Genomic DNA, 26,733 nt, shown 5'->3' with positions numbered 1-26,733 from the left:
GACAGCGTGGCGAACGACGGGGCACCACACCGGGCGGCCTACCCTGAGGGCATGGCCAGATCTCATCTCACTCTAGCCGCGTTGGCCACGGCGGCAGTCGCCGACCTGGACGTCTCCGCGGCCGCCCCGTACGGCTCCCCGACCGGCGGCGACTACGACTCGGCGCTGCTGAACGGGCGCCTGGGCGAGCACTGGATCATCCGCGTGCCCCGCTCGCAGCGGGCCGAGGCCCGCCAGTCGGCCGACCTCGTCGCCCTGCGCGCCCTGAGCGCCGGCGTCCGCGGTCGCCTGCCCTTCGGCGTCCCCCAGTACCGCGGTCAGGCGCCCCTCGGTCGCACCCGGGGCATCGTCTACGACTTCATCGCCGGCGAGCACGTCCCCGCCTCCCGGGTCACCCCCGATTCGGGTCTGCCCGCGGTCGTCGGCCGGGGCATCGCGGCCATCCACTCCCTGCCGACCAGCTTCGTCACGGACGCGGGTCTGACCAGCCACACGCCGTTCGAGGCGATGCGGTCGACGGCGTCGCTGGTCGACCGGGCGGCCTCGACGCGCCTCCTGCCGGCCGCCCTGCTCGAACGGTGGGAGGCGGCGATCCAGGATCACCTGCTCTGGCAGTTCCAGCCCACGGTCGTCAACGGCGCACTCGACGCCGGGTCGATCCTGGTCTCGGGCGGCGACGTCACCGGCGTCCTCGGCTGGCACGAGCTGCACGTCGGCGACCCCGCACGCGATCTCGCCTGGTTGCTCGGCACGCCGTCGTCGGTGGACGAGGCGTTCGACGCCTACAACGCCGAGCGCGGCTCGAGCGACCACCAGCTGCGCCACCGGGCGACCCTCTATCACGAGCTCGAACTCGCGAAGTGGCTGCTGCACGGCACGAGCACGAAGAGCACCGAGGTGGTCGACGACGCCGTCGAGCTGATGGGCGGCCTGGTCGACTCGCTGCAACTCGACCGGAGCGGCGCGATCGGCGCCGGTCAGACGGCAGCCCTCGACATCGACGGCGTCGAGAAGCTGCTGTCGACCACGGAACGGCGTCACGGCTGAGGGCTGACTCCTCTCTCGACGCGACCCCAGAGGTCGAGCAGCTCGGCCCGGTCGGCGATGTGCTCCGGCCGGAGGACCCGGTCGTCGGCCACGAAGTAGAACGCCGCGTCGATCTGCTCGGTGGGGATGCCCCGGTACGCGGCGTAGGCCTCGCGGTAGAGGGCCAGCTGCAGCTGCTTGAGCTCGAGGTCGTCGGCGTCGACCGGTGAACGCCCGGTCTTCCAGTCGACGACCTCGAAGCGGTCGCCGCGCGCGAAGACGGCGTCGATCTTGCAGATGACCGTGCGGCCGGCGAGCGGCAGGTGCACCTCGAGCTCGACGTCGACGGGCTCGAGGGCCGCCCAGTCGGAGCGCTCGAAGGTCGCCTGCAGTTCGGCCAGCCGACGCGCGTCGTCCGGGTCGACCACACCCCGCGTCCCGCCGACCTGCTCGTCGTCCAGGTCGGTCTCGACGGCGAATGCGTCGAGCACCTCGACCCGCCCCGTGGGCCGGTACCGGGACTCGACCCACTCGTGGAACAGGGTGCCGAGACGCGTGGCCCGGTAGGGGCGCTCGGGCAGGGGCCGCCGCAGCGCTGCTGCCACCGAGGCCGGGTCGTCGACGTAGTCCTTGAAGCGGGACGCCGGGATCCGCTGCGGCAGATCGAGCAGACCCGCCCCCGCTCGTGCGGCGTCGCGCTCGAGCAGGAGGAGGTCGATGTCGGCGGCCCAGAGGAGGGGCGCGCGGTCCGCATCGGTCTGCTGCTCGCCCGCCCGCCGATCTGTCGGTTCGACCGTCTCGACCGTCTCGACCGTCTCGGCATGAGCCCGTCGTGCCGCGATGAGCCGACCGACCCGACCGGCGGCCTCTTCGACCGCTGCGCGGCGCGCCCCCAGGGGATCCCCCGGCCAGGGCAGCTCGCGGGTGGCCTCGGCCAATGGATTCTCGTCGTCCTCCGGCGCCTCGGGAACACTCTCGGAATCGACGAGACCCGCGGCCGCGAGGTCGGTCAGGTACCGACTCGGCTTCCGGGGTTTGACGGTCGACGACCAGAACGAGCCGCTCAGGAGGAGCTCGTCTTTGGCCCGGGTGAACGCGACGTAGGCCAGTCGGCGCTCTTCGCCCTCGTGACGCGCGACGAGTTCGGTCTTGAACTCGCTCAGCCGGCGGTCGAAGTCCTTCTGGTCGTCGACCCCGCGCCACCCGAGCTCGGGGAGTTCGGCCGCGTCGCCGCGGAACTCGTACGGCAGCTCTCCGAAGCCGAGCCAGCCCACGCCCGCACGCGACGTGCCGGGGAACTCGCCCTCGACGAGGCGCGGCACTCCGACGACGTCCCATTCGAGGCCCTTGGAACCATGCACGGTCAGAAGCTGCACGGTGCCGCGTTCGCCCGCCTCCGTTCGCGGGCCCATGTCGTCGCGGCGCTCTGCCGCCGTCAGCCAGGCGAGGAAGCCTCCGAGCGAGGCGCCGTCGTCGGTGGCGACGTAGCCCGAGAGCTCGTCGTCGAACGCCTGAAGCCAGGCACCGCCCGACCCTGCACCCGTGGCCGCGGCCACCTCGACGTCGAGGAGCATCTCCTGCTGCACGACCGTGACGAGGTCGACGAGATCGAGACCCGTCCGACCGCGGAGGAACGCCAGCTGGGCGCCGAGACGGCGCAGCCTGTCGAGACCCGCGGGGCTGAACGCCTCGAGCTGCCGGTGCGCGAGAGGCGCGGTCGCGACGAAGTCGAGGGCGTCGACGATGGAGCCGTGCTCACCGACCGCGACCGACGCACGGAACCCGGCGGTGACCTCGTCGGAGAGCGCCTGCTGGGCGTGGTCGTGCGAGAAGAGCCACGACGACACCCCCCGGAGCGCGGCGATGTCGTGGACGCCCACCCGCCATCGGGCACCCGCCATCAGGCGGATGAGCTCGGACCCCGCCGCAGGGTCGTGCAGAACCCGCAGGCACGCCACGAGGTCGACGACTTCGGGCCGCTGCAGCAGACCGCCGACTCCCAGCACGTGGTACGGCACGCCCCGGGCGGCCAGCGCCTCGACGAAGACCGGCATCGTCTTCTTCGACCGGAACAGCAATGCGGCGGTGCGTCGTGCCGGTCGCCCGTCGACCACGGTCGGGATCGCGAGCCGGCCGGCGAACCACTCGGCGACCCGGGCGGCCTCCTCGGGCAGGGTCTGCTCGTAGGCGACCTCGACCGCACCGCGCGGGGCCGACGGACGGGGCCGCAGCGTCCCCACGAGGTCGTCGCCGGAGGTCGCCAGGTCGGCCACCACCCGGTTGGCCGCGTCGAGGACGGTCGAGGCGTTCCGCCAGCTCGTCGACAGGCTGTAGCGGGTGCCCTCGGCCGCGTCGAAGTCGACGGGGAACCGCCCGAGGTTCGCGGCGCTCGCCCCCCGGAACCCGTAGATCGACTGATGCGGGTCGCCGACCGCCATCACCCCCGTGCCCCGGAAGAGCCTCGAGAGCAGGCGCGTCTGCACGACGCTGGTGTCTTGATACTCGTCGAGCAGCACGACCCGGAACCGGTCGCGCAGCTCCGAGACGACATCGGGTGCCGTCTCGCAGACCTCGAGAGCGAGGGCCACCTGGTCGGAGTACTCGACGAATCCCCGTCGGGCCTTCTCGTCGGCGAAGGCGTCGGCGAGCTCGAGCAGGGGCGGGAGCGCCGACACGGCCCCGACGGCATCGGTGACGGACTTGTAGGCGCTGCCCTTCGTCGAGGGCAGACCGGCGAGGTCGAGGAACCGCTCGGCGAGGGCGGCGACCGGCTCCGCCGACGTGACGTTCTCGCTGAGCGCGTGACTGAGTCGCAGCACGGCCTCCGTGAGGGAGTCGACGCTGCGACCGAGACCCGCCAGCCGGTCGTCTCTGCTCGCGACGACGAGTGATCTGGCGAGCTGCCAGGCCGAGGCGTCGCCGAGCACCTGCGACTCGCTCTCCCGGCCGACGCGGAGGGCGTTGTCGCGGAAGATCCCGTTCGCGAAGGCGTTGTAGGTCGAGACCGTGGGCAGGTCGAACGGATCGAGAGCATCGCCGAGGAGCCCGGCCGCGTCGAGCTGCGAGATCCGCCGCTCGATCCGCTCGCCCAGCTCGCCGGCGGCCTTCCGGGTGAAGGTGAGCCCGAGCACCTCGGACACGCGGACGTGCCCGTTCGCCAGCAGCCAGACGACCCGGTTGGCCATGGTCTCGGTCTTGCCGCTGCCGGCTCCCGCGACGACCAGCGCGGGCGTCAGCGGCGCCTCGATGACGGCCTGCTGCTCGGGCGTCGGCGGGGGCAGTTCGAGCATGTGCGCCAGTTCGAGTGCGGACATCGGCGCCGCAGCCGAGGAGGCGCTGGTCGTCAGGCTCATCCGCTGACCTCTCCGACGATGTGGATGGTGCACGAGCCGCCGTGGCGCCCGGTGCAGTGGTCGTCGAGTCGCGCCAGGAAGACCGGCCCCACCATCTGCTCTGCGGCCGTACGCACCCGATCGCGGAACAGCTGGAGGGTCTCGTCGTCGAAGGGGGCCTGCGACGGCTCGCGATAGAGCTTGCCGCGGACGCCGGACGACACGATGACGAGCTTCGCACCGCCGGGCGGTGTGCCGTCCGGGACCGCCTCGATCGCCCCGTCGGCCAGTGCCACCTGGTAACTGCCCAGCTGCGGGTGCTCGGCCACCGCGGCAGCCGAGGTGGGGGCCGATCGACCGGTCTTGAGGTCGACGATGACCGCGGCCCCGTCGCGGGTCCGCTCGACGCGGTCGATCGCACCCCGGAGTCTCGCCGCCCCGATGTCGAGCTCGAAGGTCGACTCCGCGCCGATCAGCTCGGCGCCGCTCGCCTCGAAGTCGCGGAGGTACGACGCGAGACTCTCGGTCATCGTGCGCGCACGTCTCTTCTCGGCCTCGTCGATCCATGGCGCCTCGAACTGCAGCTCGCTCCAGCGGGCCTCGACCGCCGCCCAGAGCGATTCGACGTCGCTGTCGACGGCGTGCTCCATGACGTCGTGCAGCACCGTGCCGAGACCCATGGCGGAGTTCGGGGCCGACCCTCCGAAGCGGTCGACGAACCAATGCAGAGGGCACTCCTCGAAGGCGCCGAGCTGCGACGGCGATACGGGGACGCGTACCTCGGGGTCGTCGAGATCGGCGAGCGGGGCCGTGGTGGTCGCGGCCGCCAGTCCGTACCACTGGGCCGGGTCGGCACCGGCCACCTCCGCCTCCGCCAGTCGGGCGAGACCGACGGCGGCGGCCTCGGCCCGGGCGCCCCTGGGCGAGTCGACGAGGGCGTGCCGCAGATGCCCGACGAGCCCCCGGAGCGACAGCGGATGCCCGGCGGGTGCCGTGGGGGTGCCGTCGGGCAGCAGCCGGTGGAAGACCGATGGCCCCTCGTCGTCGTTCTCGGTGCTCGAGAGCACGACCTGACGGGTCGCCCGGGACACGGTGAGCGCGAACATGCGGAGTTCGTCGGAGAGGACCGCCGCCCGATCGTCGACGGCCGACGTCGGCGCCGACTCGCCGCGCGACGCGTCGACGAGATCGTCGGGCCCGAGCAGTGCCCCGCGGAGTCGGAGGTTGGGCCACACCCCGTCTTGCAGGCGGGCGGCCACGACGACGTCGACCTCGAGACCGACGGCGCCCGACGGAGAGCAGACCAGCACGGACTCGACGGAGGTCTGGGGCGACAGGGTGTCGTCAGGGACCTCCGCGTCGAGCAGCGAGTCGAGGAATCCGATCGCGTCGGCCTCCGGGGTCCGCTCGACGAACCGCTTGGCCGCTGTGAAGAGCGCCACGACGCCGTCGAGATGGCGGTCGGCCTCGGCGGACACGATGCCGCGCCCCGCGGACTGCGCCGACCACTGGGCCGCGAGGCCGCTGCGCTCCCACAGGCCCCAGAACACCTCCTCGATGCTGGCGCCGCCTGCCGCGGCCCGCCGCGCCGCGTCGAGGCTGGCGGCGAAGCGACCGGCGCGCGCGGCGAAGCGAGAGTCGATCGTCACGAAGCGCCCCGGCCCGTCGAGAGCCTCGACGAGCAGCGCATCGGCGGAGCGCGTGCCGCCGGCGGACAGCTCGTCGGCACGGAGCGCCAATCGGAGGCGGCGCACCGCGAGCGCGTCGAGCCCGGCCAACGGCCCGGTCAGGAGGTCGGTGGCGATCTCCGGGGTGAGCCGGTCTCGACCCACGGCGACGGACGCGGCCGCGATGAGGTGGCGGGCGGCGTGCTCGTCGCGGACGGCGCGACCGGCGATGGAGGTGCGGGTCGGCACCTCGGCTGCCTGCAGGCCCCGGGCGACGGAGGCGACCTGGCCACCGCTCCGCACGATCACCATCATCCGCGACCAGGGCACGCCCCTCACCAGGTGGTGCTCGCGCAGCAGACGCGCGACCGACGAGATCTCGTGGGCTGGGCTGTCGGCCCGCACGGTCACGATCGGCGGGACGTCGCCGACGGGGTCGCCGACGCCGGCGGCTCTCTCGGAACCCGCCACCGCGGCGTGCTGGCGCCCCGCACCCGCCGTGCCGATGCGCCCGGTCACCCGGGACACGAGGTCGCGGAGCACGGGGTCGTGCCGGTGGGCCGTCGACAGGAAGATGGTCTCGACGACCTCGACGCCGAGCCGTGGGCCGAGCCGACCCAGGATGTCGGGGCTGCCGCCACGGAAGGCGTTCGTCGACAGATCGGGGTCGCCGAACGCGATGACGGCGACGCCCCGTCGGACGAGTGCCCGGAGGAGCGAGACGGTGGACTCGGTCGCCTCATGGGCGTCTTCGACGAGCACCAGCTCGAGCCCCTCGACCACGGGCGCGGTCTCGCCGCGGTCGAGGGCGGCCACCGCGTAGGCGACGAGCTCGGCGGAGTCGAGATGCCGACCGGAGAGACCGTCGACCACCCGGTGGTACTCGTCGAGCAGGTCCGCCACCGACGCCCACTCGGGCCGAGGGCGGCGAGACGCCAGGGTACGGAGGTCGTCGGGCGACAGGCCCTGCTCGGTGGCGCGCATGAACATCTCGCGGAGCTCGGTCCGGAAGCCGCGCAGCCGCCGGACCTGCGGGCCGAGGTGCTCGGGCCACCGCGGGCCGGTGCCGTCGGCCTCGTGCCCTTCGAGCAGCTCGCGGACGATGGAGTCCTGATCGCCGCCGGTGAGCAGCGTGGGCGGCTCGGCGCCGGCGAGGAGCGCCGAGTGGCCGACCACGTCGAATGCCAGCGACGAGATCGTCCGTGCCATCGGCCCCGGTGTCGGGACGCCGAGTCGAGCGGCGATGACGTCGCGGAGGCGCGTGGCCGTCGATCGCGCCGGTGTCAGCACCAGCACCGACCGGGGACCGTGCCCGCGGCCCTCGACCCGATCGACGAGCGCCTCGATCAGCGTGGTGGTCTTGCCCGTGCCGGGGGCCCCGATGACCGCGGCGGACACGCCGTCGGGCAGACCGACGACGCGGGCCTGGGACTCGTCGAGGCGCAGCGGCGAGGAGGCGCGGCGCTTCTCGTCGGGGAGGCGGAAGCCGGTGGTCACCATGTCGTCGACGCTACTGGCTGCCGCCGACACTCGGGTCGAGCGCTTGCGCCGACAGTGAACGCGCCGCCGACGGCCGACGCCGTCGGATATCGTGACCTCGTGGACATCAGAATCGGCATCACCAACAGCCCCCGTGAGATCAGCTTCGAGACGTCGCAGAGCGCGGCCGAGGTCGAGAAGGTCGTCGCCGACGCTCTCGACGGCGGCAAGTCGTACGTGACGCTCGCCGACGCGAAGGGCAAGACCTACCTCGTCCCGACGGCGTCGCTCGCCTACGTCGAGGTCGGCTCGGAGGAGAGCCGCCGGGTCGGCTTCGTCGGCTGACGATGGAGCTCCTCTTCGTCGTGCTCGGCGGGGTCATCGTCGGCCTCCTCGCGCACTTCGTCCTCCCCGGGCGCGACACGCGCGGCGTCGCACTGGCTCCGGCCGTGGGCGCCGCCGTCGCGGCCGTCGTCTGGGAGGGCCTGACCTGGCTCGGCTGGTCCGCCGACGGCGGATGGATCTGGGTCGTGTCGCTCGTGGCCCCCGCCGTGGTCTCGGCGGTCGTCTGCCGGGTGACCACCCGCTCGCGGCGGGCGCACGACGACGCTCTCGTGGCGCGCCTCGTCGGCTGACCCCGCCGACGCACGGCGGCCCGAGGCTGTCAGCGGGCCGTCAGCCGAACAGGCCGTCAGGCCGTCAGGCCCAGGGCGTCCATCCGGCGCGTGTGAGCTGCGATGAGCTCCGTGAAGACGGGTTCGAGACGCTCGTCGTCCGCTGATTCGTGCGACGCCGAGATCGCGGCCCGAGCCACGAGCAGGGTGTCGCCGACCAGACGACGACCCCAGAGCGCCAGACGGGATGCCAGTCGCGGGTCGGTCTCGATCGACGCCGACAGGACATCCGCCACGGTCTCCGCGTCGTCGCCGGCCTCGAGCACGGCGACGATGCGATCCCGCTGATCGTTCGAGAGACCCGCTGCGAGACGGACGAACACGTCGTCGAGCAGACCGGCGCAGACGTAGTGCGCCAGCATGGTCTCGAACCACGTCGACCCCGTCGTGCGACGGCGGAACTCGTCGATGGCCGCGACGTGGGGCTCCATCGAGCCGGCGGGGTCGCTGCCGATGCGCTCGATCTCGGCGACGAGACCGCGGTGTCGGTCGAGCGTCGCCCCGGCGACGCGGGCGGTGACGGCCTGAGCGCCGACCGACGGTGCCGAGCCGGCGGCACGGCCGAGGGCCTCGGAGAGCGCGAGCTGCAGGTAGGCGGCCTGCCCGAGGTAGACCTCGAGATCGGGGGTGAATGCGCCGAGCTCGACCCGGTTGACGGGGAGCTGCTTCGCAGAGGGTCGGGGCCACTGCAGCGTGGGAACCACGCGCTTCGACCCTCGGCCCATCCATGACACCACGCCGACAGCTTACGGGGTCCGGAGGCCCGCTCGGAGCGACGGGCTAAACTCGCTGCATCCGCCTATATGAGACAGGGCAACAACAGTGACTTTCACAGACCTCTCGATCGACCAGGACATGGTCGACGCACTGGCCGCGAAGGGGATCGTCGAACCGTTCCCCATCCAGACCCAGACGATCCCGCTCGCACTCGCCGGCCAGGACATCATCGGCCAGGCCAAGACCGGCACCGGCAAGACCCTCGGCTTCGGCCTCCCGATCGCCCAGCGCATCGGACTCGACCCCACCCCCGGCGTCAAGGTGCTCGTCGTCGTCCCCACCCGCGAGCTGTGCGTCCAGGTCGCCGAAGACCTCGAGGTCGCCACCTCGAACCGCTCGACGAAGGTCGTCAGCATCTACGGCGGCAAGGCCTACGAGGGCCAGGTCGAGCAGCTGAAGGCCGGGGCGCAGATCGTGGTCGGCACCCCCGGGCGCCTCCTCGACCTGGCCGGCCAGCGCCTCCTCGATCTCAAGGGCGTCCAGGAGGTCGTCCTCGACGAGGCCGACAAGATGCTCGACCTCGGGTTCCTGAGCGACATCGAGAAGATCTTCCAGCAGGTCCCCGAGACGCGGCACACGATGCTGTTCTCGGCCACCATGCCCGGCCCGATCGTGGCGCTGGCCCGCCGGTTCATGAACCGCCCGATCCACATCCGCGCGACGGACCCCGACGAGGGCCTGACGCAGGCGAACATCAAGCACGTCGTCTACCGCGCGCACTCGCTCGACAAGGACGAGGTCATCGCGCGCATCCTGCAGTCCGAGGGCCGCGGCAAGACCGTCGTCTTCACCCGCACCAAGCGTGCGGCCGCCAAGCTCGTCGAAGAGCTCAACGACCGCGGCTTCAACGCCGCCGCCGTGCACGGCGACCTGAACCAGGAGCAGCGCGAGCGGGCCATGGCCGCCTTCAAGGCGGGCAAGAAGGACATCCTCATCGCGACCGACGTCGCGGCCCGCGGCATCGACGTCAACGACGTCACGCATGTGATCAACCACACCGTGCCCGACGACCACGACACCTACCTGCACCGCGCCGGTCGCACCGGCCGCGCCGGCAAGACGGGCATCGCCGTCACGTTCGTCGACTGGGACGACCTGCACAAGTGGGCGCTCATCAACCGCGCACTCGACATGGGGCAGCCCGAGCCCGTCGAGACCTACTCGTCGAGCCCCCACCTGTTCACCGACCTCGACATCCCCGCCGGCACCAAGGGCCGCCTGCGCAGCGCACCCAAGGCCGCCGTCGAGGGCGGGGCCTCCGCCCCCCGCGAACGCAACCCCGGGTCGCGAGGCCGTTCGCGTGGTCGTGACGACGATGCCGGTCGCTCGTCGGGGCGTCAGGGCTCGGGTCGCGGGGCCTCAACTCCGCCCACGAGCGCGTCGGTCGGATCCGCCTCGTCCGAGAACTCCGGCGAGGGCGGCGAGCCCCGCCGTCGCAGTCGCCGCCGTCGTCCCAGCGGCGACGCACCCGCCCAGGGCTGAGCCCCACGGCCGACGCCGCACCCGACACGACCCCCTCGCCCACCCGGGCCAGGGGGTCGTCTCACGTGACGCCCCTCGACCCCCACCCACCAGCCCCACCGCTGTGCAAATCGCGACCAGAAGGCCGCGGGCCCTTTCAGCGACCCGGCGAACGGCGTGTCGCGGCCGATCGGTCGGGTTCGGCACGCCCAGCTCCCGCAGCCCGGTCGGGTCCGGCACGCCCAGCTCCCGCAGCCCGCTCGGGTCCGGCACACCGGACTCCCGCAGCCCGGTCGGGTTCGGCACGTCACCAGACCAGACCCGACCCGCGCCTCCTCAGCCGACGATCGGCGTCCAGCCCGTGGCCGCCGCGACGATCCGTTCGAACTGCCGGGGGTCGGTGCTGTTCTCGCCCAGCCGGTTCGGCTTGCCCTCACCGTGGTAGTCGCTCGAGCCGGTGACGATCAGGTCGTGCTGCGCGGCCAGCTCGCGGAGACGAGCGGCGCCGGCGGGGGTGTTCTCGCGATGGTCGATCTCGACGCCCATCAGGCCCGCGTCGACGAGCGCCGCGAAGCCCTTCTCCGAGACGTTGGGCTCGCGACCGTGCGTCGCCGGGTGCGCGATCACGGGGACGCCGCCCGCATCGCGGATCAACCGCACCCCGACGAGCGGGCTGGGGGCCTCGTGCGGCTCGTAGTAGCCGGAGCGCCAGTGCAGGATGCCGGCGAACGCAGCGCTGCGATCGGGGGCGAAGCCCCGGGCGACGAGGGCGTCGGCGATGTGCGGACGGCCGAGCGTGGCACCGTTCGTCGACTGGTCGAGGACGTCCTGCCAGCTGATGTCGTAGTCGGCCGAGATCCTCTCGACGATCCGCTCGGCCCGGTGCAGGCGGCTGTCGCGGAGTCGAGCGGTCTCGGCGACGAGGGCCGGGTCGGTCGGGTCGAAGAGGTAGCCCAGCATGTGCACGCTGTTCAGCCCGAACCGCGTGCTCAGTTCCATGCCGGGGACGAGCGTGACGCCCGTGCCGGCGACCGCCCGCGTCGCCTCGGCCCAGCCGGCCGTCGAGTCGTGGTCGGTGAGGGCGATGGTGCCGAGCCCCGCCGCCGATGCAGCCCGCACGAGCTCTGCGGGGGTCTCCGTCCCGTCGGAGACGCTGCTGTGGGTGTGCAGGTCGATCGGTCGTGACGGCATCCCCTCATCGTAGGCGTCGTCGCCTATGCTCGGTCGGGCCATGATCCGTCGTCTCGTCGCCCTCGTCCTCGTGCTCGCCGCCGCTGCAGCGCTGCTGCTCGCCATCTGGCCTCAGGCCCTCGACCTGCAGAGGAGCTGGCCGGCGACGCAGGTCGTGTCGTTCCGCATCGTGGCGGCGGGCGTCGCCCTCGTCGCGGCCGTCGTCCTGCTCGTGGTCGGGCTCTTCGCCCGTCGCATCCGCTCGGTGACCGCCTCCATCGCCGTGCTCGCGCTCGTCGCCGGCGCCGTCTCGACCGGTGTGCTCGCCTCGCGCGGCATCGGTCGCGACGACTTCACCGACGCGCTCGAATCCGACGTGACCGTCCTGTCGTGGAACACCCTCGGCGGTGCGCCCGGCGCCGACGCGATCGCCGCTCTGGCCGTCGAGGTCGGCGCCGACGTGGTCGCCCTGCCCGAGACCGACGCCGAGACCGCGAAGGCCGTCGCCGACGCCATGAACGCGGCGGGTCTCCCGATGGCCGGCTTCACCTCCAGCTACGACGACGTGGCGACCGCGAAGCCGACGTCTCTGCTCGTGTCGACCGCCCTGGGCGAGTACACCGTCGCCACGGCCGACGACGGCACGTCGATCACCACGACGCCCGGCATGCCCAGCATCGTCGCGACCCCGGTCGACGAGGCCTCGCCCGTCATCGTCGCGGCCCACCCCGTCGCCCCGCTCCGCGACACGATGGACACGTGGCGCGACGGGCTCGACGTGCTCGCCGACGCGTGCGCCTCGGGCAACGTGATCATGGCCGGCGACTTCAACGCGACCGTCGACCACATGAGCGGGCTGGGCCGTGAAGGAGGCGCGCTCGGCACGTGCCGCGACGCTGCGGTGGGCACGGCGAACGGTGGCGTCGGCACCTGGCCGACCGATCTCAGCCCGCTGCTCGGCACCCCGATCGACCACGTGATGGCCACCCGACACTGGCTCGCCACCGGGTTCCGGGTGGTGACCGACCTCGATGAGGCCGGCAGCGACCACCGCCCGGTCGTCGCGCAGCTCAGCCGCACCGGGGCCTGAGCACCCGGCGGGACGTCGCGCAGGCCGATCCGGATCGCGAGAGAATGGGTGCCATGGCTGAACAGAAGGCACCCCGCGCGACCACGAACCGCTCTACGACCCCCGGCTCCGACACCTTCAAGGACTACATCTCGTCGAACTGGGCCGAGAGGCCGAGCGATCTCCCCGAGCCGCGTGAGCAGGCGCCGTTCGCGGCCGCTCGCCGCGAGGCCCTGTCGGCGAAGCACCCCGGCAAGCGTCTCGTCGTGCCCGCCGGGCGCGCCAAGGTCCGCTCCAACGACTGCGACTACCCGTTCCGCGCGCACTCCGGCTTCTCGCACCTGACCGGGTGGGGTTCCGACACCGTGCCCGGGTCGGTGCTCGTGCTCGAACCCGTCGACGGTGGTCACGACGCGACGCTGTACTTCCGGGCCAGCGCGGGTCGCGACTCCGACGAGTTCTACGCGAACCCCGAGATCGGCGAGTTCTGGATCGGGCCTCGCCCGTCGCTCTCGCAGGTCGGTGCCGACCTCGGACTCGCGACCCGCGACCTGGCCGAGTTCGACGCCGTGCTCAGCGTCGTCGACGGCGACACGCTGCTGCTGCGCGAGGCCGACCCCGAGCTGACGGGCCGTGTCGACGAGATCGACGCCGCCCGGCGCTCCGACTCCCCCGCCGCCGCCGAGGCCGAACCCTCGGCAGCCGACGACATCCGCGACCTCGCACGCGACCTCAGCGAGCTGCGACTGGTCAAGGACGCCTACGAGATCGCCCAGATGCGCGAAGCCGTCGAGGTCACGGGTCGCGGGTTCACGGACGTCGTGAGCGACTTCGACGAGATCCTCGCGCATCCTCGGGGCGAGCGTCTGGTCGAGGGCACCTTCAACCGAAGGGCACGCGCTGACGGCAACACGGTCGGCTACGACACCATCGCGGCATCGGGCGATCACGCCTGCGTCCTGCACTGGACCCGCAACGACGGGGCCGTCCGTGACGGCGACCTCATCCTCATCGACGCCGGCATCGAGCTCGACAGCCTCTACACGGCCGACATCACACGCACCCTGCCGGTGTCGGGTCGCTTCACCGACGTGCAGCGCCTGGTCTACGAGGCCGTGCTCGAGGCGGCCGACGCGGCCTTCGCGATCGTTCGCCCCGGCATCCGGTTCCGTGAGATCCACGCCGAGGCCATGCGGGTCATCGCCGAGCGCACCGCCGAGTGGGGGTTCCTGCCCGTCAGCGCGGCCGAGTCGCTCGAGCCCGACCACCAGTACCACCGCCGGTACATGGTGCACGGCACCAGCCACCACCTGGGCATCGACGTGCACGACTGCGCGGCCGCGCGCCGCGACCTGTACCTCGAGGGGGTGCTCGAGCCGGGCATGGTGTTCACCATCGAACCCGGGCTCTACTTCCAGCCCGACGACCTGAGCGTGCCCGAGGAGTTCCGCGGCATCGGAGTCCGCATCGAGGACGACATCGTCGTCACGGCCGACGGCGCCGAGAACCTCTCGGTGGGCATCCCCCGCACCGTCGCCGAGGTCGAGGCCTGGGTCGCCCGAGGCTGACCCGTCCGACGAGGGGCCCGCGCGATCCGCATCAGCGGTCGCCCGGGCCCTTCGTCGTGTGAGCGGCTCGTCGCGTGAGCGGCTCGTCGCGTGAGCGGCTCGTCGCGTGAGCGGCTCGTCGTACGGCCGGCCGGTCGTCCGACCGGGACTACGACCGCGGCGTCGAGCGCCCGTCCGCCGGGCCGTCCGCCGGGCCGCCGGTCTCGCCGCCGCCGTCGGGGCCCTCGTCGCCTCCCTCGTCCGAACCGGATCGACGTCGACTCGTCGCGATGACGACGACGACCGCGACCAGGGCGAGGACGACGATCCCGACGCCGAGTCCGATCGCCAGGCCGAGCCCGTCGCCGTCGTCGGCCGCATCGGGCGACTGGTCCGTCGCCTCGGCGGCGGAACCCGTCTCAGGAACGACGGTCGCGTCGGCACTCGCCGCCGGGTCGGTCGTGGCCGCCGCATCCGGTTCGTCGCCGTCGGGCCCGCTGACGGCCGGGTCGTCGGTCGGGTCGCTCGTCGACGGGTCGCAGACGGGCCGCTCGGCGGCGCCCGCGGAGGCTTCGACCCCCGCCGGCGGCTGGTAGCTGAACGACCGCGAGTCCGACACCGTGTGCCCGTCGGCCGAGACCGCCTGGTAGGTCATCGTGTACTCGCCTGCGGCGCCGAGTGCGACGCCGGTGCTGAGGACGGGCCCGGCGGTCGTCGAGCAGCCGTCCTCGAAGTGCCGTCCGGAGGCGTCGGTCACCTCGAGCACGTTGGAGGAGCCCGTCCCCGAGAGATCGAGCACGACGTCGCTGAAGGTGACCGACGCCTCCCCGAGCTCCGTGGTGACCACGGCCCCCTGCTCCGGGCTGCTCGAGAGCACGTAGTCGTGCGCCGAGGCCCCCGTCGCCGGCACGAGCACGGCCAGTCCGGCGAGACCGACGAGACCGACGAGGCCGGCGAGGCCGCCGACGCCGCCGAATGCGCCGGCACCGCCGGCGAGACGGGAGCGCCCTGTGGCGAGGACGCTGCGCGAGCGGCCCGTCACGAGGTCGACCCGCCCGAGCTGCGCCCGCCCCGGCCGCCCGCTGCGGGGCGACGCGTCAGCGCGACGACGCTGACGACGAGGGCGACGGCCCCGAACGCGAGCCCGCCGATGCCGAAGGCGACGCCCGCGGTCGACGACGCGTCGGAGTCGCCGGACGCGCTGACGGCCGCGTCGTCGGACGAGGCGTCGGACGAGGCGTCGGCCCCCTCGCCGACCGCGTGGCTGTCGGAGTGCCCCTCGTCGGGCGGCGTGTCGTTCACATACAGGGTCGGTGCCGGGTGCTCGGGCTCCTCACCGGAGGCGGGCGCGGGCTCGTCCCAGTCGACGACGCTGCCGTCGCTGTACTCCTGGTGCGACGGGAGCAGGATCGAGCCGGTGTCGGGCACGGCCCCGGCGGAGATCACGAACTGCTGGAACTGCCCGGGGGCGATCTGAGCACCCTCGTCGGCCGTCCACGTCACCGTCACCGGAGCCGTCGTGACGGTCGCCCCGTCGATGTCGACCGGCTCGGGCAGAGCACCCGTGGCGACCTCGGTCGACCACCCGGGGACGGGCTCGTACGAGACGGAGGTGAAGGGGGTGTCGGTGGGCAGGTCGACGACGAACCGGACGGTGCCCGCGTCGGCGGACTCGTTCGGCACCTTGAAGGTGAGCGTCGAGTACGAACCGGCTTCGGCCTGTCCGGGCTCGACGTGGACGTGGGCGGAGGCGGCGAGCGGCGCCGCGAGGGAGAGGAGCGCGGCGGCGCCCAGCACGCCGCCGGCCCGGAGGGCGAGAGTGGTCTTCTTCACGAGTGGTGGTCCCTTGTTCTCGGCTGCGCGGAGCACGGCCGGTGTCTGATGATCGGCGTCGGCCGAGGGCACGGCGCCGTCCCGTCGCCGGGTTCGGCGACGGTCGGAGTCAGACGGGACGAGGCGGACCCCGGTGCGGACTCGCGGTGAGGAAGCGCGGGGGCCGGCCCCGTCGGAGAGGCGGGACGACGGCGTTCAGGAGGCGCGCCTCCGGAACGGGGACGACCCCGTCTCCGAGGACCCGCCCGGCGGCGACGGCCCGACGCGAGGCCGCCCGCAGCGCCGTCCGCATCGCCCGGTGACCGCGGACCATGGCCGCCACCGTGACGACGGCGGCCAGCGCATGCGCGAGCCACATCGCCGACGTGCTCATCGCGGCCTCGGGCGCCGCCGTCGCACCCGCTGCCGCGCGGACGGTCAGGATCAGGGGCGAGTGGTGCCCGCCCGACGCGCCGAGCCCCGTGGTCGCGGTCGAGCCGAGGGAGAAGAGGATGTGGAACGCGAACTGGCTGAGCACCACGGATGCGGCGAGGCGGGGCGTGGAGACGCGCCGACCGGCGAGCGCCACGCAGACCGGCAGCGCGAAGGCGAGAGCGAGGCCGACCCCGAGGAGGCCCGGCTCGGCACCGCCGCCGGCCACGTGCGAGAAGGCGGCGACGACGACGGAGAGACCGGCGGTCAGCCAGCCGCGGTGGAACCGCATCCGTCGTGCGTCCATCAGCGCTTCTGGTCGGGGCGTGCGAGGACCTCGTGGGCGCGCGACGACACCTCGGGGTCGACGACGATCTGGTAGCTCGTGGCGAGCACCTGGTGGGTCGAGGTGAAGTCGCGACGACGACGGCTGATGGCGAAGCTCGCGATGCCGTAGAGCATGCCGAAGCCTGCGCCGATCAGGGCGGCGGCGACGACGGTGGTGATCGTCACGGTCGTCGGCGAGAAGACGAGCATCACGAGACCGAAGAAGACCCCCAGCCACAGACCGGTCACCGCGCCGGCCAGGGCCGCCCGGCCGTAGGTCAGCCGGCCGGTGACCCGCTCGACCGTGGTGAGGTCGTTGCCGATGATGGCGAGCTGCTTGATCGGGAAGTCGGCGTGCGACAGGCGCTCGACGACGGCCTGCGCCTCGGGGTAGCTGGCGTACGTGCCTAGGACGTCGCCCCGCGGGACCGTGGGCACCGGACGGGTGCGTCGGCCCAGGGGGCTCTGATTCGTCATGGCCCCATTAAACACGGGGCGCCTGTCTCGACGGACTAAATTGGTCGTGTGAGCGCCAACAGAGTCTTCATCGCCCGTCTCGCCGGGTGCTCCGTCTTCGACCCCGCCGGCGACAAGGTCGGCAAGGTCCGCGACGTCCTGGTCGTCTACCGTCGCGACGAGCCCCCTCGGGTGGTCGGACTGATCGTCGAGGTGCCCGGCAAACGCCGCGTCTTCGTCGGCATCGGCCGGGTCACGAGCATCGGCTCGGGTCAGATCATCACGAACGGACTCATCACCCTGCGCCGCTTCGAGCAGCGCGGCGGCGAGACCCGGGTCATCGCCGAGATGCTCGGTCGCAAGGTGACCCTGCGTCGCGACGGCGGCCGGGCCACCATCGAGGACGTCGCGATGGACGAGGTATCCGAGGGCGACTGGGAGATCGGCCAGCTGTTCCTCCGCAAGCCGAAGTCGACGCCGTCGCCGTTCGGCAAGGGGCCCACGACCTTCGCCTCCTGGCAGGACGTCCGAGAGGAGAACGCCGACGGCGAGGCGCAGAGCGCCGAGCACCTGATCGCCGCGTACTCCGACCTGGTGCCCGCCGACCTCGCGAACACCCTGCTCGAGCTCACCCCCGAGCGCCGGCACGAGGTCGCGGCCGAGCTCTCCGACGACCGCCTCGCCGACGTGCTCGAAGAGCTGCCCGAGACCGAGCAGATCGACATCTTCGGTCAGCTCGACGACCACCGCGCGGCGGGCGTGCTCGACCAGATGCAGCCCGACGACGCGGCCGACCTCATCGCGCAGCTCAGCGAAGAGCGCAAAGAGCAGCTGCTGGGCCTGATGGAGCCCGACGAGGCCGACGACGTGCGGATGCTGCTGAGCTACGACGCCGACACGGCGGGCGGTCTGATGACCACCGAGCCGGTCATCGTCTCCGCCGACGCCACCGTCGCCGAGGGGCTCGCCCTGATCCGTCGGCACGAGCTCGCGCCGGCCCTCGGCGCCGCGGTGTGCGTCACGCTGCCGCCCTACGAGCCGCCCACCGGCAGGTTCCTCGGCATGGTGCACTTCCAGCGGATGCTGCGCTACCCGCCGAACGAACGGCTCGGCACGCTGCTCGACCAGCAGCTCGAACCCGTGCGCGTCGATGCCACGGCCCTCGAGGTCACGCGGGTCATGGCGACCTACAACCTCGTCTCGGTGCCGGTCGTCGACGCCGCCCACCGCCTGGTCGGGGTGGTGACCATCGACGACGTCCTCGACCATGTGCTCCCCGACGACTGGCGCAGCCAGGATCCGGGTCAGCCCCTGAACCGCAACCGGCCGCGCCCGCGGCGCGCACCCGTCAACACGCCCGCGAGGAGGACCCCCGGTGGCACGCGATAACCGCAGCACGGTCCGGCTCGATGCGCCGAAGGGGCTCCGCACCCGGGTGCTCCCGGGTCGGCGCGGTCCGGGTCGCGACCGGTTCGGTCGCGCGACCGAGTCCGTCGCGCGCGGGATGGGCACGCCGTACTTCCTGATCGCGCTGACGCTGTTCTGCGTCGCGTGGATGATCTTCAACACCATCGCCCCCGAGGCCTGGCGCTTCGACAGCGCCGCCATCGGCTTCACGGCCCTGACGCTCATCCTCTCGCTGCAGGCCTCGTACGCGGCGCCGCTCATCCTGCTGGCACAGAACCGTCAGGACGACCGCGACCGGGTGCAGTTCGAACAGGACCGTCAGCGCGCCGAGCGCAACCTCGCCGACACCGAGTACCTGGCCCGCGAGGTCGTCGCGCTCCGCATCGCCATGCGCGACATGGCGAGCAAGGACTTCATCCGCGCCGAGCTCCGTTCGATGCTCGACGAGCTCGACCGACGCGACGCTGACGAGTCCGACACGACCCGCGCCTCCTCGGCCCCGGCTCGTCGCGAGCAGCGGCACGACACGAGACACGACGGGCACCGTGGCTGACGACGACACGACGTCCGGTCCGCTGGTCGAGGGCGTCCGACGCGCGCTGGGTCGCGTGCTCGACCCCGAGATCCGCAAACCCGTCACCGAGCTCGACATGATCGGAGACATCTCCGTCGACCGAGGAGGCGCGGCGAGGGTGACCGTGAAGCTCACCATCGTCGGCTGCCCCGCCGCCGACACCATCGAACGCGACGTGCGCGCCGCCACCGCGTCCGTGGCCGGCGTCACGGCGGTCGACGTCGATGTGACGGTCATGACCCGCGACGAGCGGCGCGCCCTCACCGAGAAGCTGCGCGCCGGCCGGGCCGCGAGGGGCATGCAGTTCGGGCCCGAGACGCTCACCCGCGTCTACGCCGTGACCAGCGGCAAGGGCGGGGTCGGCAAGTCGACGGTCACCGCGAACCTCGCGGTGTCGCTGGCCGCCCGGGGGCTCGCCGTCGGCATCGTCGACGCCGACGTCTACGGCTTCAGCATCCCCGGCCTTCTGGGTCTCGTCGGTGACGACGGAGCATCGGTCAAGCCGACGCAGGTCGACGACATGATCCTGCCGCCCGTCGCCCATGGGGTGAAGGTGATCTCGATCGGCATGTTCGTCGACGACGCGTCGACCGCCGTGGCGTGGCGCGGGCCCATGCTGCACCGGACGATCCAGCAGTTCCTCACCGACGTCTACTTCGGCGATCTCGACGTGCTGCTGCTCGACCTGCCTCCGGGCACCGGCGACGTCGCCATCTCGGTCGGGCAGCTGCTGCCCCACGCCGAGGTGCTCGTCGTGACGACACCGCAGCCCGCGGCGGCCGACGTGGCCGAGCGCAGCGGTGTGGTCGCGCGCCAGACCGGCCAGCGCCTCCTCGGCGTCGTCGAGAACATGGCCGGTCTCCCCCAGGCCGATGGTTCCGTGCTCGAGCTGTTCGGCTCGGGCGGCGGCGCCGAGACGGCCCGCCGGCTGTCGACCGGGCAGGACGAGCCGGTGACCGTCCTCGCGAGCGTGCCGCTGAGTCTGGCACTGCGCGAGGGCGGCGACGCGGGCACGCCCGTCGTGCTCGCCGCCCCCTCCGACCCCGCGGCACGGGCCATCGAGGCCCTCGCCGACCGGCTCGCGGTGCGCGAACGCGGACTCGCCGGGCGGAAGCTCGGCCTCAGCGTCGGCTGAGCCGCCCTCGCCCCGGGCGACCCCGGGCATGCGAGAGGGGCGCCTCGCGATGCGAGACGCCCCTCGGCGGTGGCCGTCGCGAGTGGCGACGGCGGCGGACCTAGCTCCAGCGGGTGTAGGTCTTGGTGGGGATCGCGTGGAAGCCGTCGCGAGCGACGGAGACGATCGACCCGGTGATGCCGACGACGGCGGCGATGGCGAGGACGATGATTCCGGTCAACATGGTGTTTCTCTTTCTTGGCGCGATGCGTCGCGCGGTCTGGTGGTGCGGACACGACGCGGTTCGACGTCGTGCGTGATGGGTGGAGCCGCCGTGCATCCGACGGACACCCGAGCCTCGGGACCAGGTCGACCGAGGGGCCGGAGCGCATGGGGTCGCTCCGAGGACTCCTCTATTCTGCGCCTTGCAAAGACGTAGAACAATCTCACGTTGCTACCGGAACACCGTAGATTGTCTACATGGACGTCAAGAGACTCGAACTGCTCCGGGAGCTGGCAGAGCGGGGCAGCATCGCCGCCGTGGCGCGGGCCACGCACCGCACCCCGTCAGCGGTGTCGCAGCAGCTGAAGATCCTCGAGAAGGAGGCCGGCGTGGCGCTCACCGAGCGCATCGGGCGCGGCGTCGTCCTGACCGGCTCGGGGCGCGTGCTGGCCCAGACCGCCACCGACGTCGCCGTCGCGCTCGAGCGGGCCCAGGCGGTCTGGGCCGACTTCATCGCGACCCCCCAAGGAGAGGTCACCCTCGCGACCTTCCCCACGGGAGGCCAGATGCTGCTGCCCGGCCTGCTGCGGACCGTCGCCGAGACGCCGGGTCTCGTCGTCGTGGCCACGGACCACGACCCGTCCATCCGCGAGTTCGCCGACCTGGCGGGCGACCACGACGTCGTCGTCGCCCACGCGTCCGAGAGCCGCTCCTGGCGGGGGCGCGGCCTCGTCAACGTCCCCCTGCTCACCGAGCCGCTCGACATCGCCCTCCCCGCCGACCACCGCCTGGCGGGCCGGGCCTCGCTCTCCCCCTCCGATCTGGAGGGCGAGAGCTGGATCGGGGTGCCGAGCGGCTTCCCGTTCGAGTGGGTCTACACCGAGATCGAGCGCGTCACCGGCAGCCCCGTGCGCATCTCGCAGCGCTTCAGCGACACGAAGGTCACCGAGTCGCTGGTGGGTGCGGGTCTCGGCATCGCCGTCCTGCCCCGATTCACCGCGAAGGAGGCGCGGGACGACATGGTCCTGCTGCCTCTCGAGAACATCCGGGCCGTCCGCTACGTCTCGGCGCTGATGCGCCGCGACCGGGCCGAGAGGCCGAGCGTCCGTCGCGTGGTCGACGCGCTCCGCGCCGAGGCGACACGGGTCGCCGGCCTGCACGGGGGTGTCTGAGCGCAGGCGCCGAGACGAGCGGCCTAGGTGGCCTCGGAGTCGTAGGGCGCGACCTCGCCGGCGGCGAGCGGCACGGAGCGCGGCGCCGGGCCGCGGGAGGGCAGACCCGCAGCGACCGCCCCGGCCGTCGCCATGGCTGCGGGGGTCACGGACGTGGCGCCCCCGCTCGGCGGATCGAGGAGCGCATCGCGGATGATGCGGCGGGGGTCGTACTGCCGAGGGTCGAGCTTCTGCCACTCGACCTCGTCGAATTCGGGGCCCATCTCGCTGCGCATGCGCTCTTTGGCGCCGTTGGCCATGTTCTTGACCGACTTGACGAGCTGAGCGAGCTTCGACGCGTAGACGGGCAGACGATCGGGCCCGAGCAGGAAGACGGCCAGCACACCCACGATGAGCAGCTTGTCGAACGTCAGACCGGAGAGGGACACGCAAGCAGACTAACCGGTGCCGCCGGGGGCCACCCCCTAGAGTTGGCCTTTCGAGGAGTGGGTGTGTCGCAAATAGAGTCAAGCTGGAAATTCGCCGAAGAGCTCGTCACCGAGAGCGGTCCGCTCGCAGAGGCTCGTCAGCACTCGCTCGAGGTCGGGGTCGAACCGATCTCCCCCGCCGTCGGCGCGCAGCTCGCGGTCGTCGCGGCAGCATCGGGTGCGAAGAACATCATCGAGATCGGAACCGGCGTCGGCGTCAGCGGTCTGTGGCTGCTGCACGGCGCACCCCGGGCGACCCTCACGTCGATCGACCGCGAGGTCGACCACCAGCAGGCCGCCCGCGACGCGTACCTCGGCGCCGGCGTGCCGGTGAACAGGTTCCGTCTCATCACCGGCCGCGCCTCCGAGGTGCTGCCGCGGATGAACGAGAACTCGTACGACATCGTCTTCGTCGACGCCGACCCTGGCTCCGTCATCGAGTACGTCGAGCACGGTCTGCGCCTCGCCCGCCCGGGCGGACTCGTGCTGGTCGCCCACGCGCTCTGGCACGGCTCGGTCGCGAACCCCGCCCGCCGGGACGCCACGACGACGCAGTTCCGCACGCTGCTGACCGAGGTCTCGACCTCCCCTGCGGTGATCAGCTCGCTGTCGACGGCCGGCGACGGACTCCTGCAGCTCGTCAAGCTCTGAACGACGGAGCAGCCCCGCCGATCGGTGATCGGCGGGGCTGCTCGCGATGGTGCTGGGAAGGTGGCCGACTAAGCGCCGACGACGCTCGCGAGGGCGTCGTGGAGCTCTTTGGCTTCGTCGTCGTTGACCGACACCACGAGGCGTCCCCCACCCTCGAGCGGAACACGCACGATGATGAGACGACCCTCCTTCACGGCTTCCATAGGTCCGTCGCCGGTCCTCGGCTTCATGGCTGCCATCAGATAGTCCCCTTTCGCAAAGATGCTCGTCCTATTATCCGTGATTTGTACGCCCGCACCTAAACGCGCTTCCGTCGTCGGCCGATCACGGCGGCGTCCAGTCGTAGCCGTCGACCCACCAGCTGTAGTACAGCCAGGCGAACTGCCCGGCGACGAAGACCAGCAGCAGCCCCACGCGCCAGACGCGCGAACGGGGCACCGCGAGGATGCCCAGCAGCGGGAAGAGCGGCATCAGCAGTCGCCAGGTGCTCGACTGCGGGAAGAACACGGCGAGCAGATAGAGCGCGTAGGCGACTCCCCAGAGGCGCAGGTCGACTCCGATCCGGCGCCCCCAAGGCCCCAGCAGGAGGACGGCGAGACCCAGCACGGCGAGCACGAACACCGCCCCGACGGGGAACCAGCCGCTCATCCGCGACCAGAAGGCGGCCCCCTCGAACCAGGCGGAGAAGGGCACCAGCGGCCCGTACCCCACGTAGGGCGCCCGCCATGCCAGCTCGGTGGCCGTGTAGGCGTCCGGCCGCCCCGTGACGACGCCCGCCACGATCAGCCAGCCGACGCCGAGCACCGCGGTGGTCACCGCCGACACCGAGACGGCGATCATCTCGCGGCGCGGGAACGGGTCGCGGGCGCGCGTGGACCATCGGTGGACGGCGTGCAGTCCGATCGCGAGGGCGAGAGCGAGGGCGCCCGGTCGCGTGAACGACAGCGCGGCCACGAGGGGCAGCATCGGCAGATACTGACGACGCACCAGCAGGAGGAGGCAGGCGGAGAGCAGCAGCAGGAACATCGACTCGGCGTAGGCCACCTGCAGCAGCGGCGAGAGGGGCGAGAAGCAGAACAGCGCGACCGTGAAGAGCGCCGTGCCCTCGGGCAGCACATGCCGCATCAGTCGGTGCAGCAGCAGGGCCGTGCCGGCGGCGCAGAGGACCGAGACGAACACGGCGAGCGGTGCGAACGGCACCCCGGTCAGCTCGGTCAGGGCACGGACCGTGAACGGGTACACCGGCATGAAGGCCCACGCGCTCTCGCCGACGTTTCCGGTCGAGGTGATCGGCAGGGTCGTCGGGTAGCCGACCGCCGAGATGATGTAGTACCAGTGGCCGTCCCAGATGGTGGCGAAGCTCGCGTAGTCCGGGCTCGGCAGCGTCCACGCGTTGGGCCCCTGCACCCGCGCGAAGCCGAGCAGGAGAGCGGTGCTGACGACGCGGGAGGCGACGAACACGACGAGCACCCGCGCCCACCAGGGGGTGAGACGGTAGCGGACGACCAGCGCGCGACGAGCTCGGCGACGACCCGCGCCTCCTTCGCCCGCCGAGGAGGCGCGGGTCGCGTCTCCGACGGTCAGGCCGTCAGCCACGCCCGCAGTCCGCGTTCGTTGTCGACGATCTGCTCGAGCGGCACCCGCTCGTCGTCGTGGTGGGCGAGGAGCGGGTCGCCGGGGCCGTAGTTCACGGCGGGCACGCCGAGGGCGGAGAAGCGCGCGACGTCCGTCCAGCCGTACTTCGGCTTCGCCTCACCGCCGACCGCGGCCAGGAACTGCGCGGCCAACGGGGCGTCGAGCCCGGGTCGAGCCCCTTCGGCGAGGTCGACGACCACGACGTCGAAGCCGGCGAACAGCTCGCGCACATGGGCGACGGCCTCGTCGCCGGAGCGGCTGGGGGCGAAGCGGTAGTTGACGGTGACGACGCACTCGTCGGGGATGACGTTGCCGGCGACACCGCCCGCGATGCCGACGGCGTTCAGCCCCTCGCGGTAGACGAGGCCGTCGACCTCGACCTCGCGGGCCTCGTAGGCGGCGAGCAGGTCGAGGATGGGGGCGGCGCGGTGGATGGCGTTGTCGCCGATCCACGAGCGGGCGCTGTGCGACCGGCGACCCGTGGTGCGGATCTCCGCCCGGAGGTTGCCGTTGCAGCCGCCCTCGATCTCGCTGCGCGTGGGCTCGCCGAGGATGGCGAAGTCGGCCTGGAGCAGCTCTGGGCGGGTGCGGACGAGGCGGCCCAGGCCGTTGAGGGAGTCGGAGACCTCCTCGTGGTCGTACCAGACCCAGGTCACGTCGACGTTGGGCTCGGTCAGCTCGACGGCCAGCCGCAGGTGCACGGCGCAGCCGGCCTTCATGTCGACGGTGCCGCGACCCCAGAGGAACTCGACGCCGTCTTCGGTCTCGTAGCGGGTCGGCAGGTTGTCGTTCAGGGGCACGGTGTCGATGTGCCCCGCCACCACGACGCGCTGCGGCCGGCCCAGGCTCGTGCGGGCGACGATCGCGTCGCCGTCGCGCACCACCTCGAGATGATCGTGCCCCGCCAGGGTCTCGGCGATCGCGTCGGCGATGCGACCCTCGTCGCCGGAGACGGACTCGATGTCGCAGAGCTGGCGGGTGACGTCGACGGCGGACACGCTGAGGTCGATCTTCGGCATGGCCCCGAGTGTACGGGGGCCGACGGAGCGCCTGCTGCGGTCGTCGCACCCCGTGACCGCACGGAGTCGGGCCGATACGGTTGTCGTCATGACTTCCGACGACACCGCCGCCACCCACGCCTACGGTGACGGGCTGGCGACCGTCTCCGCCGACGGCACGACGCTCGACACCTGGTTCCCCTCCCCCTCGCTCGGCCGCCTCCCGGCCGACCGCGACCCCGCACTCGTCCCGGCCGAGATCGCCGACGCCGCCGGGCCCGACGCCCGCCGCGCCGTCGATCTCGTGCCGGTGACCGTCGAGATCGAGCTGAGCGCGCCTCCTGCGTCCACCTCCGACGCGTACCTGCGCCTGCACCTGCTCAGCCACCTGCTGGTGAAGCCGAACACGGTCAACCTCGACGGCGTCTTCGGGCACCTGCCGATCGTCACGTGGACGAACGCCGGCCCGGTGCACCCCGACGACTTCGCCCGCCTCCGCCCCGCCCTGCAGCGCGCCGGCATCGCGACCACCGGCATCGACAAGTTCCCCCGCATGCTCGACTACGTCTCGCCCGAGCGGGTCCGCATCGCCGACGCCTCGCGCGTCCGCCTCGGCGCGTACCTCGCCCCCGGCACGACCGTCATGCACGAGGGCTTCGTCAACTTCAACGCCGGCACCCTCGGCACGTCGATGGTCGAGGGCCGCATCTCGCAGGGCGTCGTCGTCGGCGACGGATCCGACATCGGCGGGGGCGCCTCCATCATGGGCACCCTGTCAGGAGGAGGCGCGCAGCGCGTCACGATCGGCGAGCGGGCGCTGCTCGGCGCGAACAGCGGCATCGGCATCTCGATCGGCGACGACACCGTGGTCGAGGCGGGTCTCTACGTCACCGCCGGCACCAAGGTGGTCGTCGTCGGCGGCACGACGTCGTCGGACGGCTCGACCCAGACCGTCAAGGCCGTCGAGCTCTCGGGGCGGCCCGGTCTGCTGTTCCGCCGCAACTCGCTGACGGGCGCCGTCGAGGTGCTGCCGCGCAAGGGCCACGGCATCACGCTGAACTCGCAGCTGCACGCCTAGCGGCTGCGGCCGCTGCTACGGCGGTCGCTACCGCTGTGGCTGCGGCTGCGGCTGCTGTCGCTGTCGCTGCTGCTGCTGCTGCGGCTGCGGCTGCTGACAGCACGACGCCCCGGCTTCGGCGCGACACCCACGAGATGCGGGTGCGGCGCCGACGCCGGGGCGTCGTGTTGGCAGCGACCGATGCG

Annotated in this window: 25 protein-coding genes; 12 read left to right on the top strand and 13 right to left on the bottom strand. The window is 72.4% G+C overall.

Annotation, left to right across the window (positions count from 1 at the left end):
* Positions 1–51 precede the first annotated feature (51 nt).
* Positions 52–1,047 (top strand): phosphotransferase, encoded by a 996-nt coding sequence (locus IFT51_RS04915; RefSeq protein ID WP_192059794.1) that lies wholly within the window; start codon positions 52–54, stop codon positions 1,045–1,047.
* On the opposite strand, the gene IFT51_RS04910 is transcribed toward IFT51_RS04915, so the two are convergent.
* Entirely contained in the window at positions 1,038–4,379 is a 3,342-nt protein-coding gene (locus IFT51_RS04910; protein ID WP_192059791.1) for an ATP-dependent DNA helicase, read from the bottom strand. The two genes, IFT51_RS04915 and IFT51_RS04910, sit on opposite strands and share 10 nt — an antisense overlap.
* Positions 4,376–7,525, bottom strand: coding sequence for a UrvD/REP family ATP-dependent DNA helicase (locus IFT51_RS04905; protein ID WP_192059789.1), 3,150 nt, complete (start codon positions 7,523–7,525; stop codon positions 4,376–4,378). The genes IFT51_RS04910 and IFT51_RS04905 overlap by 4 nt, the downstream gene beginning before the upstream one ends.
* Before the next feature lie 99 nt (positions 7,526–7,624).
* Between IFT51_RS04905 and IFT51_RS15045 the strand changes: the two genes are divergently transcribed.
* Both IFT51_RS15045 and IFT51_RS04895 read left to right on the top strand, forming a co-directional pair.
* Positions 7,625–7,849, top strand: a complete 225-nt coding sequence (locus IFT51_RS15045; protein WP_192059787.1) for a DUF3107 domain-containing protein — start codon at positions 7,625–7,627, stop codon at positions 7,847–7,849.
* A 2-nt stretch (positions 7,850–7,851) separates the two neighbouring features.
* Positions 7,852–8,139 carry a hypothetical protein gene (locus IFT51_RS04895; protein WP_192059785.1) on the top strand — a complete coding sequence of 96 codons (288 nt, stop codon included), beginning with the start codon at positions 7,852–7,854 and terminating at the stop codon, positions 8,137–8,139.
* 56 nt (positions 8,140–8,195) lie between these two features.
* On the opposite strand, the gene IFT51_RS04890 is transcribed toward IFT51_RS04895, so the two are convergent.
* Positions 8,196–8,882, bottom strand: coding sequence for a ferritin-like fold-containing protein (locus tag IFT51_RS04890; protein ID WP_243214474.1), 687 nt, complete (start codon positions 8,880–8,882; stop codon positions 8,196–8,198).
* A 118-nt stretch (positions 8,883–9,000) separates the two neighbouring features.
* Between IFT51_RS04890 and IFT51_RS04885 the strand changes: the two genes are divergently transcribed.
* Entirely contained in the window at positions 9,001–10,437 is a 1,437-nt protein-coding gene (locus tag IFT51_RS04885; RefSeq protein ID WP_192059783.1) for a DEAD/DEAH box helicase, read from the top strand.
* Between the two features lie 315 nt (positions 10,438–10,752).
* Here the strand turns inward: IFT51_RS04885 and IFT51_RS04880 are convergent, their stop codons facing one another.
* Positions 10,753–11,607, bottom strand: a complete 855-nt coding sequence (locus IFT51_RS04880) for a PHP domain-containing protein (protein WP_192059781.1) — start codon at positions 11,605–11,607, stop codon at positions 10,753–10,755.
* 40 nt (positions 11,608–11,647) lie between these two features.
* On the opposite strand from IFT51_RS04880, the gene IFT51_RS04875 reads away from it, so the two are divergent.
* Together IFT51_RS04875 and IFT51_RS04870 are read left to right on the top strand one after the other, a co-directional pair.
* A complete protein-coding gene (locus IFT51_RS04875; protein ID WP_192059779.1) occupies positions 11,648–12,676 on the top strand; it encodes an endonuclease/exonuclease/phosphatase family protein in 1,029 nt (342 codons plus the stop codon).
* A gap of 53 nt (positions 12,677–12,729) precedes the next feature.
* Positions 12,730–14,223, top strand: a complete 1,494-nt coding sequence (locus tag IFT51_RS04870) for an aminopeptidase P family protein (protein ID WP_192059776.1) — start codon at positions 12,730–12,732, stop codon at positions 14,221–14,223.
* A gap of 148 nt (positions 14,224–14,371) precedes the next feature.
* Here the strand turns inward: IFT51_RS04870 and IFT51_RS04865 are convergent, their stop codons facing one another.
* The 4 genes from IFT51_RS04865 to IFT51_RS04850 form a co-directional block, all read right to left on the bottom strand.
* On the bottom strand, positions 14,372–15,244 hold the full coding sequence (locus tag IFT51_RS04865; RefSeq protein WP_192059774.1) for a copper resistance protein CopC: 873 nt from the start codon (positions 15,242–15,244) through the stop codon (positions 14,372–14,374).
* Positions 15,241–16,035, bottom strand: coding sequence for a DUF1775 domain-containing protein (locus tag IFT51_RS04860; protein WP_192059772.1), 795 nt, complete (start codon positions 16,033–16,035; stop codon positions 15,241–15,243). The genes IFT51_RS04865 and IFT51_RS04860 overlap by 4 nt, the downstream gene beginning before the upstream one ends.
* A 109-nt stretch (positions 16,036–16,144) precedes the next feature.
* Positions 16,145–16,753 (bottom strand): hypothetical protein, encoded by a 609-nt coding sequence (locus IFT51_RS04855; protein ID WP_192059770.1) that lies wholly within the window; start codon positions 16,751–16,753, stop codon positions 16,145–16,147.
* The gene (locus IFT51_RS04850; RefSeq protein ID WP_192059768.1) at positions 16,753–17,250 is read right to left on the bottom strand and encodes a general stress protein; all 498 of its coding nucleotides are present in this window, start codon (positions 17,248–17,250) and stop codon (positions 16,753–16,755) included. Before IFT51_RS04850 ends, IFT51_RS04855 begins: the two co-directional genes overlap by 1 nt.
* A gap of 48 nt (positions 17,251–17,298) precedes the next feature.
* On the opposite strand from IFT51_RS04850, the gene IFT51_RS04845 reads away from it, so the two are divergent.
* Genes IFT51_RS04845 through IFT51_RS04835 form a run of 3 tightly spaced genes read left to right on the top strand, consistent with a single transcriptional unit; the run spans position 17,299 to position 20,345 of the window.
* Positions 17,299–18,618 (top strand): magnesium transporter MgtE N-terminal domain-containing protein, encoded by a 1,320-nt coding sequence (locus IFT51_RS04845; RefSeq protein ID WP_192059766.1) that lies wholly within the window; start codon positions 17,299–17,301, stop codon positions 18,616–18,618.
* Positions 18,605–19,189 carry a DUF1003 domain-containing protein gene (locus tag IFT51_RS04840; protein WP_192059763.1) on the top strand — a complete coding sequence of 195 codons (585 nt, stop codon included), beginning with the start codon at positions 18,605–18,607 and terminating at the stop codon, positions 19,187–19,189. Before IFT51_RS04845 ends, IFT51_RS04840 begins: the two co-directional genes overlap by 14 nt.
* Complete coding sequence (locus IFT51_RS04835; RefSeq protein WP_192059760.1) at positions 19,182–20,345, top strand: P-loop NTPase; 1,164 nt, start codon at positions 19,182–19,184, stop codon at positions 20,343–20,345. The genes IFT51_RS04840 and IFT51_RS04835 overlap by 8 nt, the downstream gene beginning before the upstream one ends.
* A 100-nt stretch (positions 20,346–20,445) precedes the next feature.
* Here the strand turns inward: IFT51_RS04835 and IFT51_RS15320 are convergent, their stop codons facing one another.
* On the bottom strand, positions 20,446–20,568 hold the full coding sequence (locus IFT51_RS15320; RefSeq protein WP_255354969.1) for a hypothetical protein: 123 nt from the start codon (positions 20,566–20,568) through the stop codon (positions 20,446–20,448).
* A gap of 236 nt (positions 20,569–20,804) precedes the next feature.
* Here IFT51_RS15320 and IFT51_RS04830 point away from each other — a divergent pair, with 236 nt between their 5' ends.
* Entirely contained in the window at positions 20,805–21,719 is a 915-nt protein-coding gene (locus tag IFT51_RS04830; RefSeq protein WP_192059759.1) for a LysR family transcriptional regulator, read from the top strand.
* 23 nt (positions 21,720–21,742) lie between these two features.
* On the opposite strand, the gene IFT51_RS04825 is transcribed toward IFT51_RS04830, so the two are convergent.
* Complete coding sequence (locus tag IFT51_RS04825; protein ID WP_192059757.1) at positions 21,743–22,147, bottom strand: Sec-independent protein translocase TatB; 405 nt, start codon at positions 22,145–22,147, stop codon at positions 21,743–21,745.
* A gap of 63 nt (positions 22,148–22,210) precedes the next feature.
* Here IFT51_RS04825 and IFT51_RS04820 point away from each other — a divergent pair, with 63 nt between their 5' ends.
* The gene (locus IFT51_RS04820; protein WP_192059755.1) at positions 22,211–22,837 is read left to right on the top strand and encodes an O-methyltransferase; all 627 of its coding nucleotides are present in this window, start codon (positions 22,211–22,213) and stop codon (positions 22,835–22,837) included.
* 68 nt (positions 22,838–22,905) lie between these two features.
* Here the strand turns inward: IFT51_RS04820 and IFT51_RS04815 are convergent, their stop codons facing one another.
* From IFT51_RS04815 to dapE, 3 genes are all read right to left on the bottom strand, one after another.
* Positions 22,906–23,076 (bottom strand): DUF3117 domain-containing protein, encoded by a 171-nt coding sequence (locus tag IFT51_RS04815; protein ID WP_192059753.1) that lies wholly within the window; start codon positions 23,074–23,076, stop codon positions 22,906–22,908.
* A gap of 85 nt (positions 23,077–23,161) precedes the next feature.
* A complete protein-coding gene (locus IFT51_RS04810) occupies positions 23,162–24,433 on the bottom strand; it encodes a hypothetical protein (protein ID WP_371740682.1) in 1,272 nt (423 codons plus the stop codon).
* Positions 24,418–25,491 carry a succinyl-diaminopimelate desuccinylase gene (gene dapE, locus IFT51_RS04805; RefSeq protein ID WP_192059751.1) on the bottom strand — a complete coding sequence of 358 codons (1,074 nt, stop codon included), beginning with the start codon at positions 25,489–25,491 and terminating at the stop codon, positions 24,418–24,420. The genes IFT51_RS04810 and dapE overlap by 16 nt, the downstream gene beginning before the upstream one ends.
* A gap of 88 nt (positions 25,492–25,579) precedes the next feature.
* Between dapE and dapD the strand changes: the two genes are divergently transcribed.
* Entirely contained in the window at positions 25,580–26,548 is a 969-nt protein-coding gene (gene dapD / locus IFT51_RS04800; protein ID WP_192059748.1) for a 2,3,4,5-tetrahydropyridine-2,6-dicarboxylate N-succinyltransferase, read from the top strand.
* The last annotated feature ends 185 nt before the right edge of the window (positions 26,549–26,733 follow it).

Origin of the sequence: Frigoribacterium sp. CFBP 13712, assembly GCF_014842255.1 — a bacterium.
Lineage (GTDB): Bacteria > Actinomycetota > Actinomycetes > Actinomycetales > Microbacteriaceae > Frigoribacterium.
The sequence above is the reverse complement of the archived record's forward strand: the minus strand, read 5'-3'. Positions and strand labels throughout refer to the sequence as shown.

What these genes read in the sequence shown, in the direction of transcription:
- IFT51_RS04880 (WP_192059781.1), bottom strand. Translation starts at nt 11,607, where the DNA reads ATGCCGTCACGACCGATCGACCTGCACACCCACAGCAGCGTCTCCGAC.
- IFT51_RS04915 (WP_192059794.1), top strand. Translation starts at nt 52, where the DNA reads ATGGCCAGATCTCATCTCACTCTAGCCGCGTTGGCCACGGCGGCAGTC.
- IFT51_RS04875 (WP_192059779.1), top strand. Translation starts at nt 11,648, where the DNA reads ATGATCCGTCGTCTCGTCGCCCTCGTCCTCGTGCTCGCCGCCGCTGCA.
- IFT51_RS04910 (WP_192059791.1), bottom strand. Translation starts at nt 4,379, where the DNA reads ATGAGCCTGACGACCAGCGCCTCCTCGGCTGCGGCGCCGATGTCCGCA.
- dapE (WP_192059751.1), bottom strand. Translation starts at nt 25,491, where the DNA reads ATGCCGAAGATCGACCTCAGCGTGTCCGCCGTCGACGTCACCCGCCAG.
- IFT51_RS04905 (WP_192059789.1), bottom strand. Translation starts at nt 7,525, where the DNA reads ATGGTGACCACCGGCTTCCGCCTCCCCGACGAGAAGCGCCGCGCCTCC.
- IFT51_RS04830 (WP_192059759.1), top strand. Translation starts at nt 20,805, where the DNA reads ATGGACGTCAAGAGACTCGAACTGCTCCGGGAGCTGGCAGAGCGGGGC.
- IFT51_RS15320 (WP_255354969.1), bottom strand. Translation starts at nt 20,568, where the DNA reads ATGTTGACCGGAATCATCGTCCTCGCCATCGCCGCCGTCGTCGGCATC.
- IFT51_RS04855 (WP_192059770.1), bottom strand. Translation starts at nt 16,753, where the DNA reads ATGGACGCACGACGGATGCGGTTCCACCGCGGCTGGCTGACCGCCGGT.
- IFT51_RS04895 (WP_192059785.1), top strand. Translation starts at nt 7,852, where the DNA reads ATGGAGCTCCTCTTCGTCGTGCTCGGCGGGGTCATCGTCGGCCTCCTC.
- IFT51_RS04870 (WP_192059776.1), top strand. Translation starts at nt 12,730, where the DNA reads ATGGCTGAACAGAAGGCACCCCGCGCGACCACGAACCGCTCTACGACC.
- dapD (WP_192059748.1), top strand. Translation starts at nt 25,580, where the DNA reads ATGACTTCCGACGACACCGCCGCCACCCACGCCTACGGTGACGGGCTG.
- IFT51_RS04815 (WP_192059753.1), bottom strand. Translation starts at nt 23,076, where the DNA reads ATGGCAGCCATGAAGCCGAGGACCGGCGACGGACCTATGGAAGCCGTG.
- IFT51_RS04850 (WP_192059768.1), bottom strand. Translation starts at nt 17,250, where the DNA reads ATGACGAATCAGAGCCCCCTGGGCCGACGCACCCGTCCGGTGCCCACG.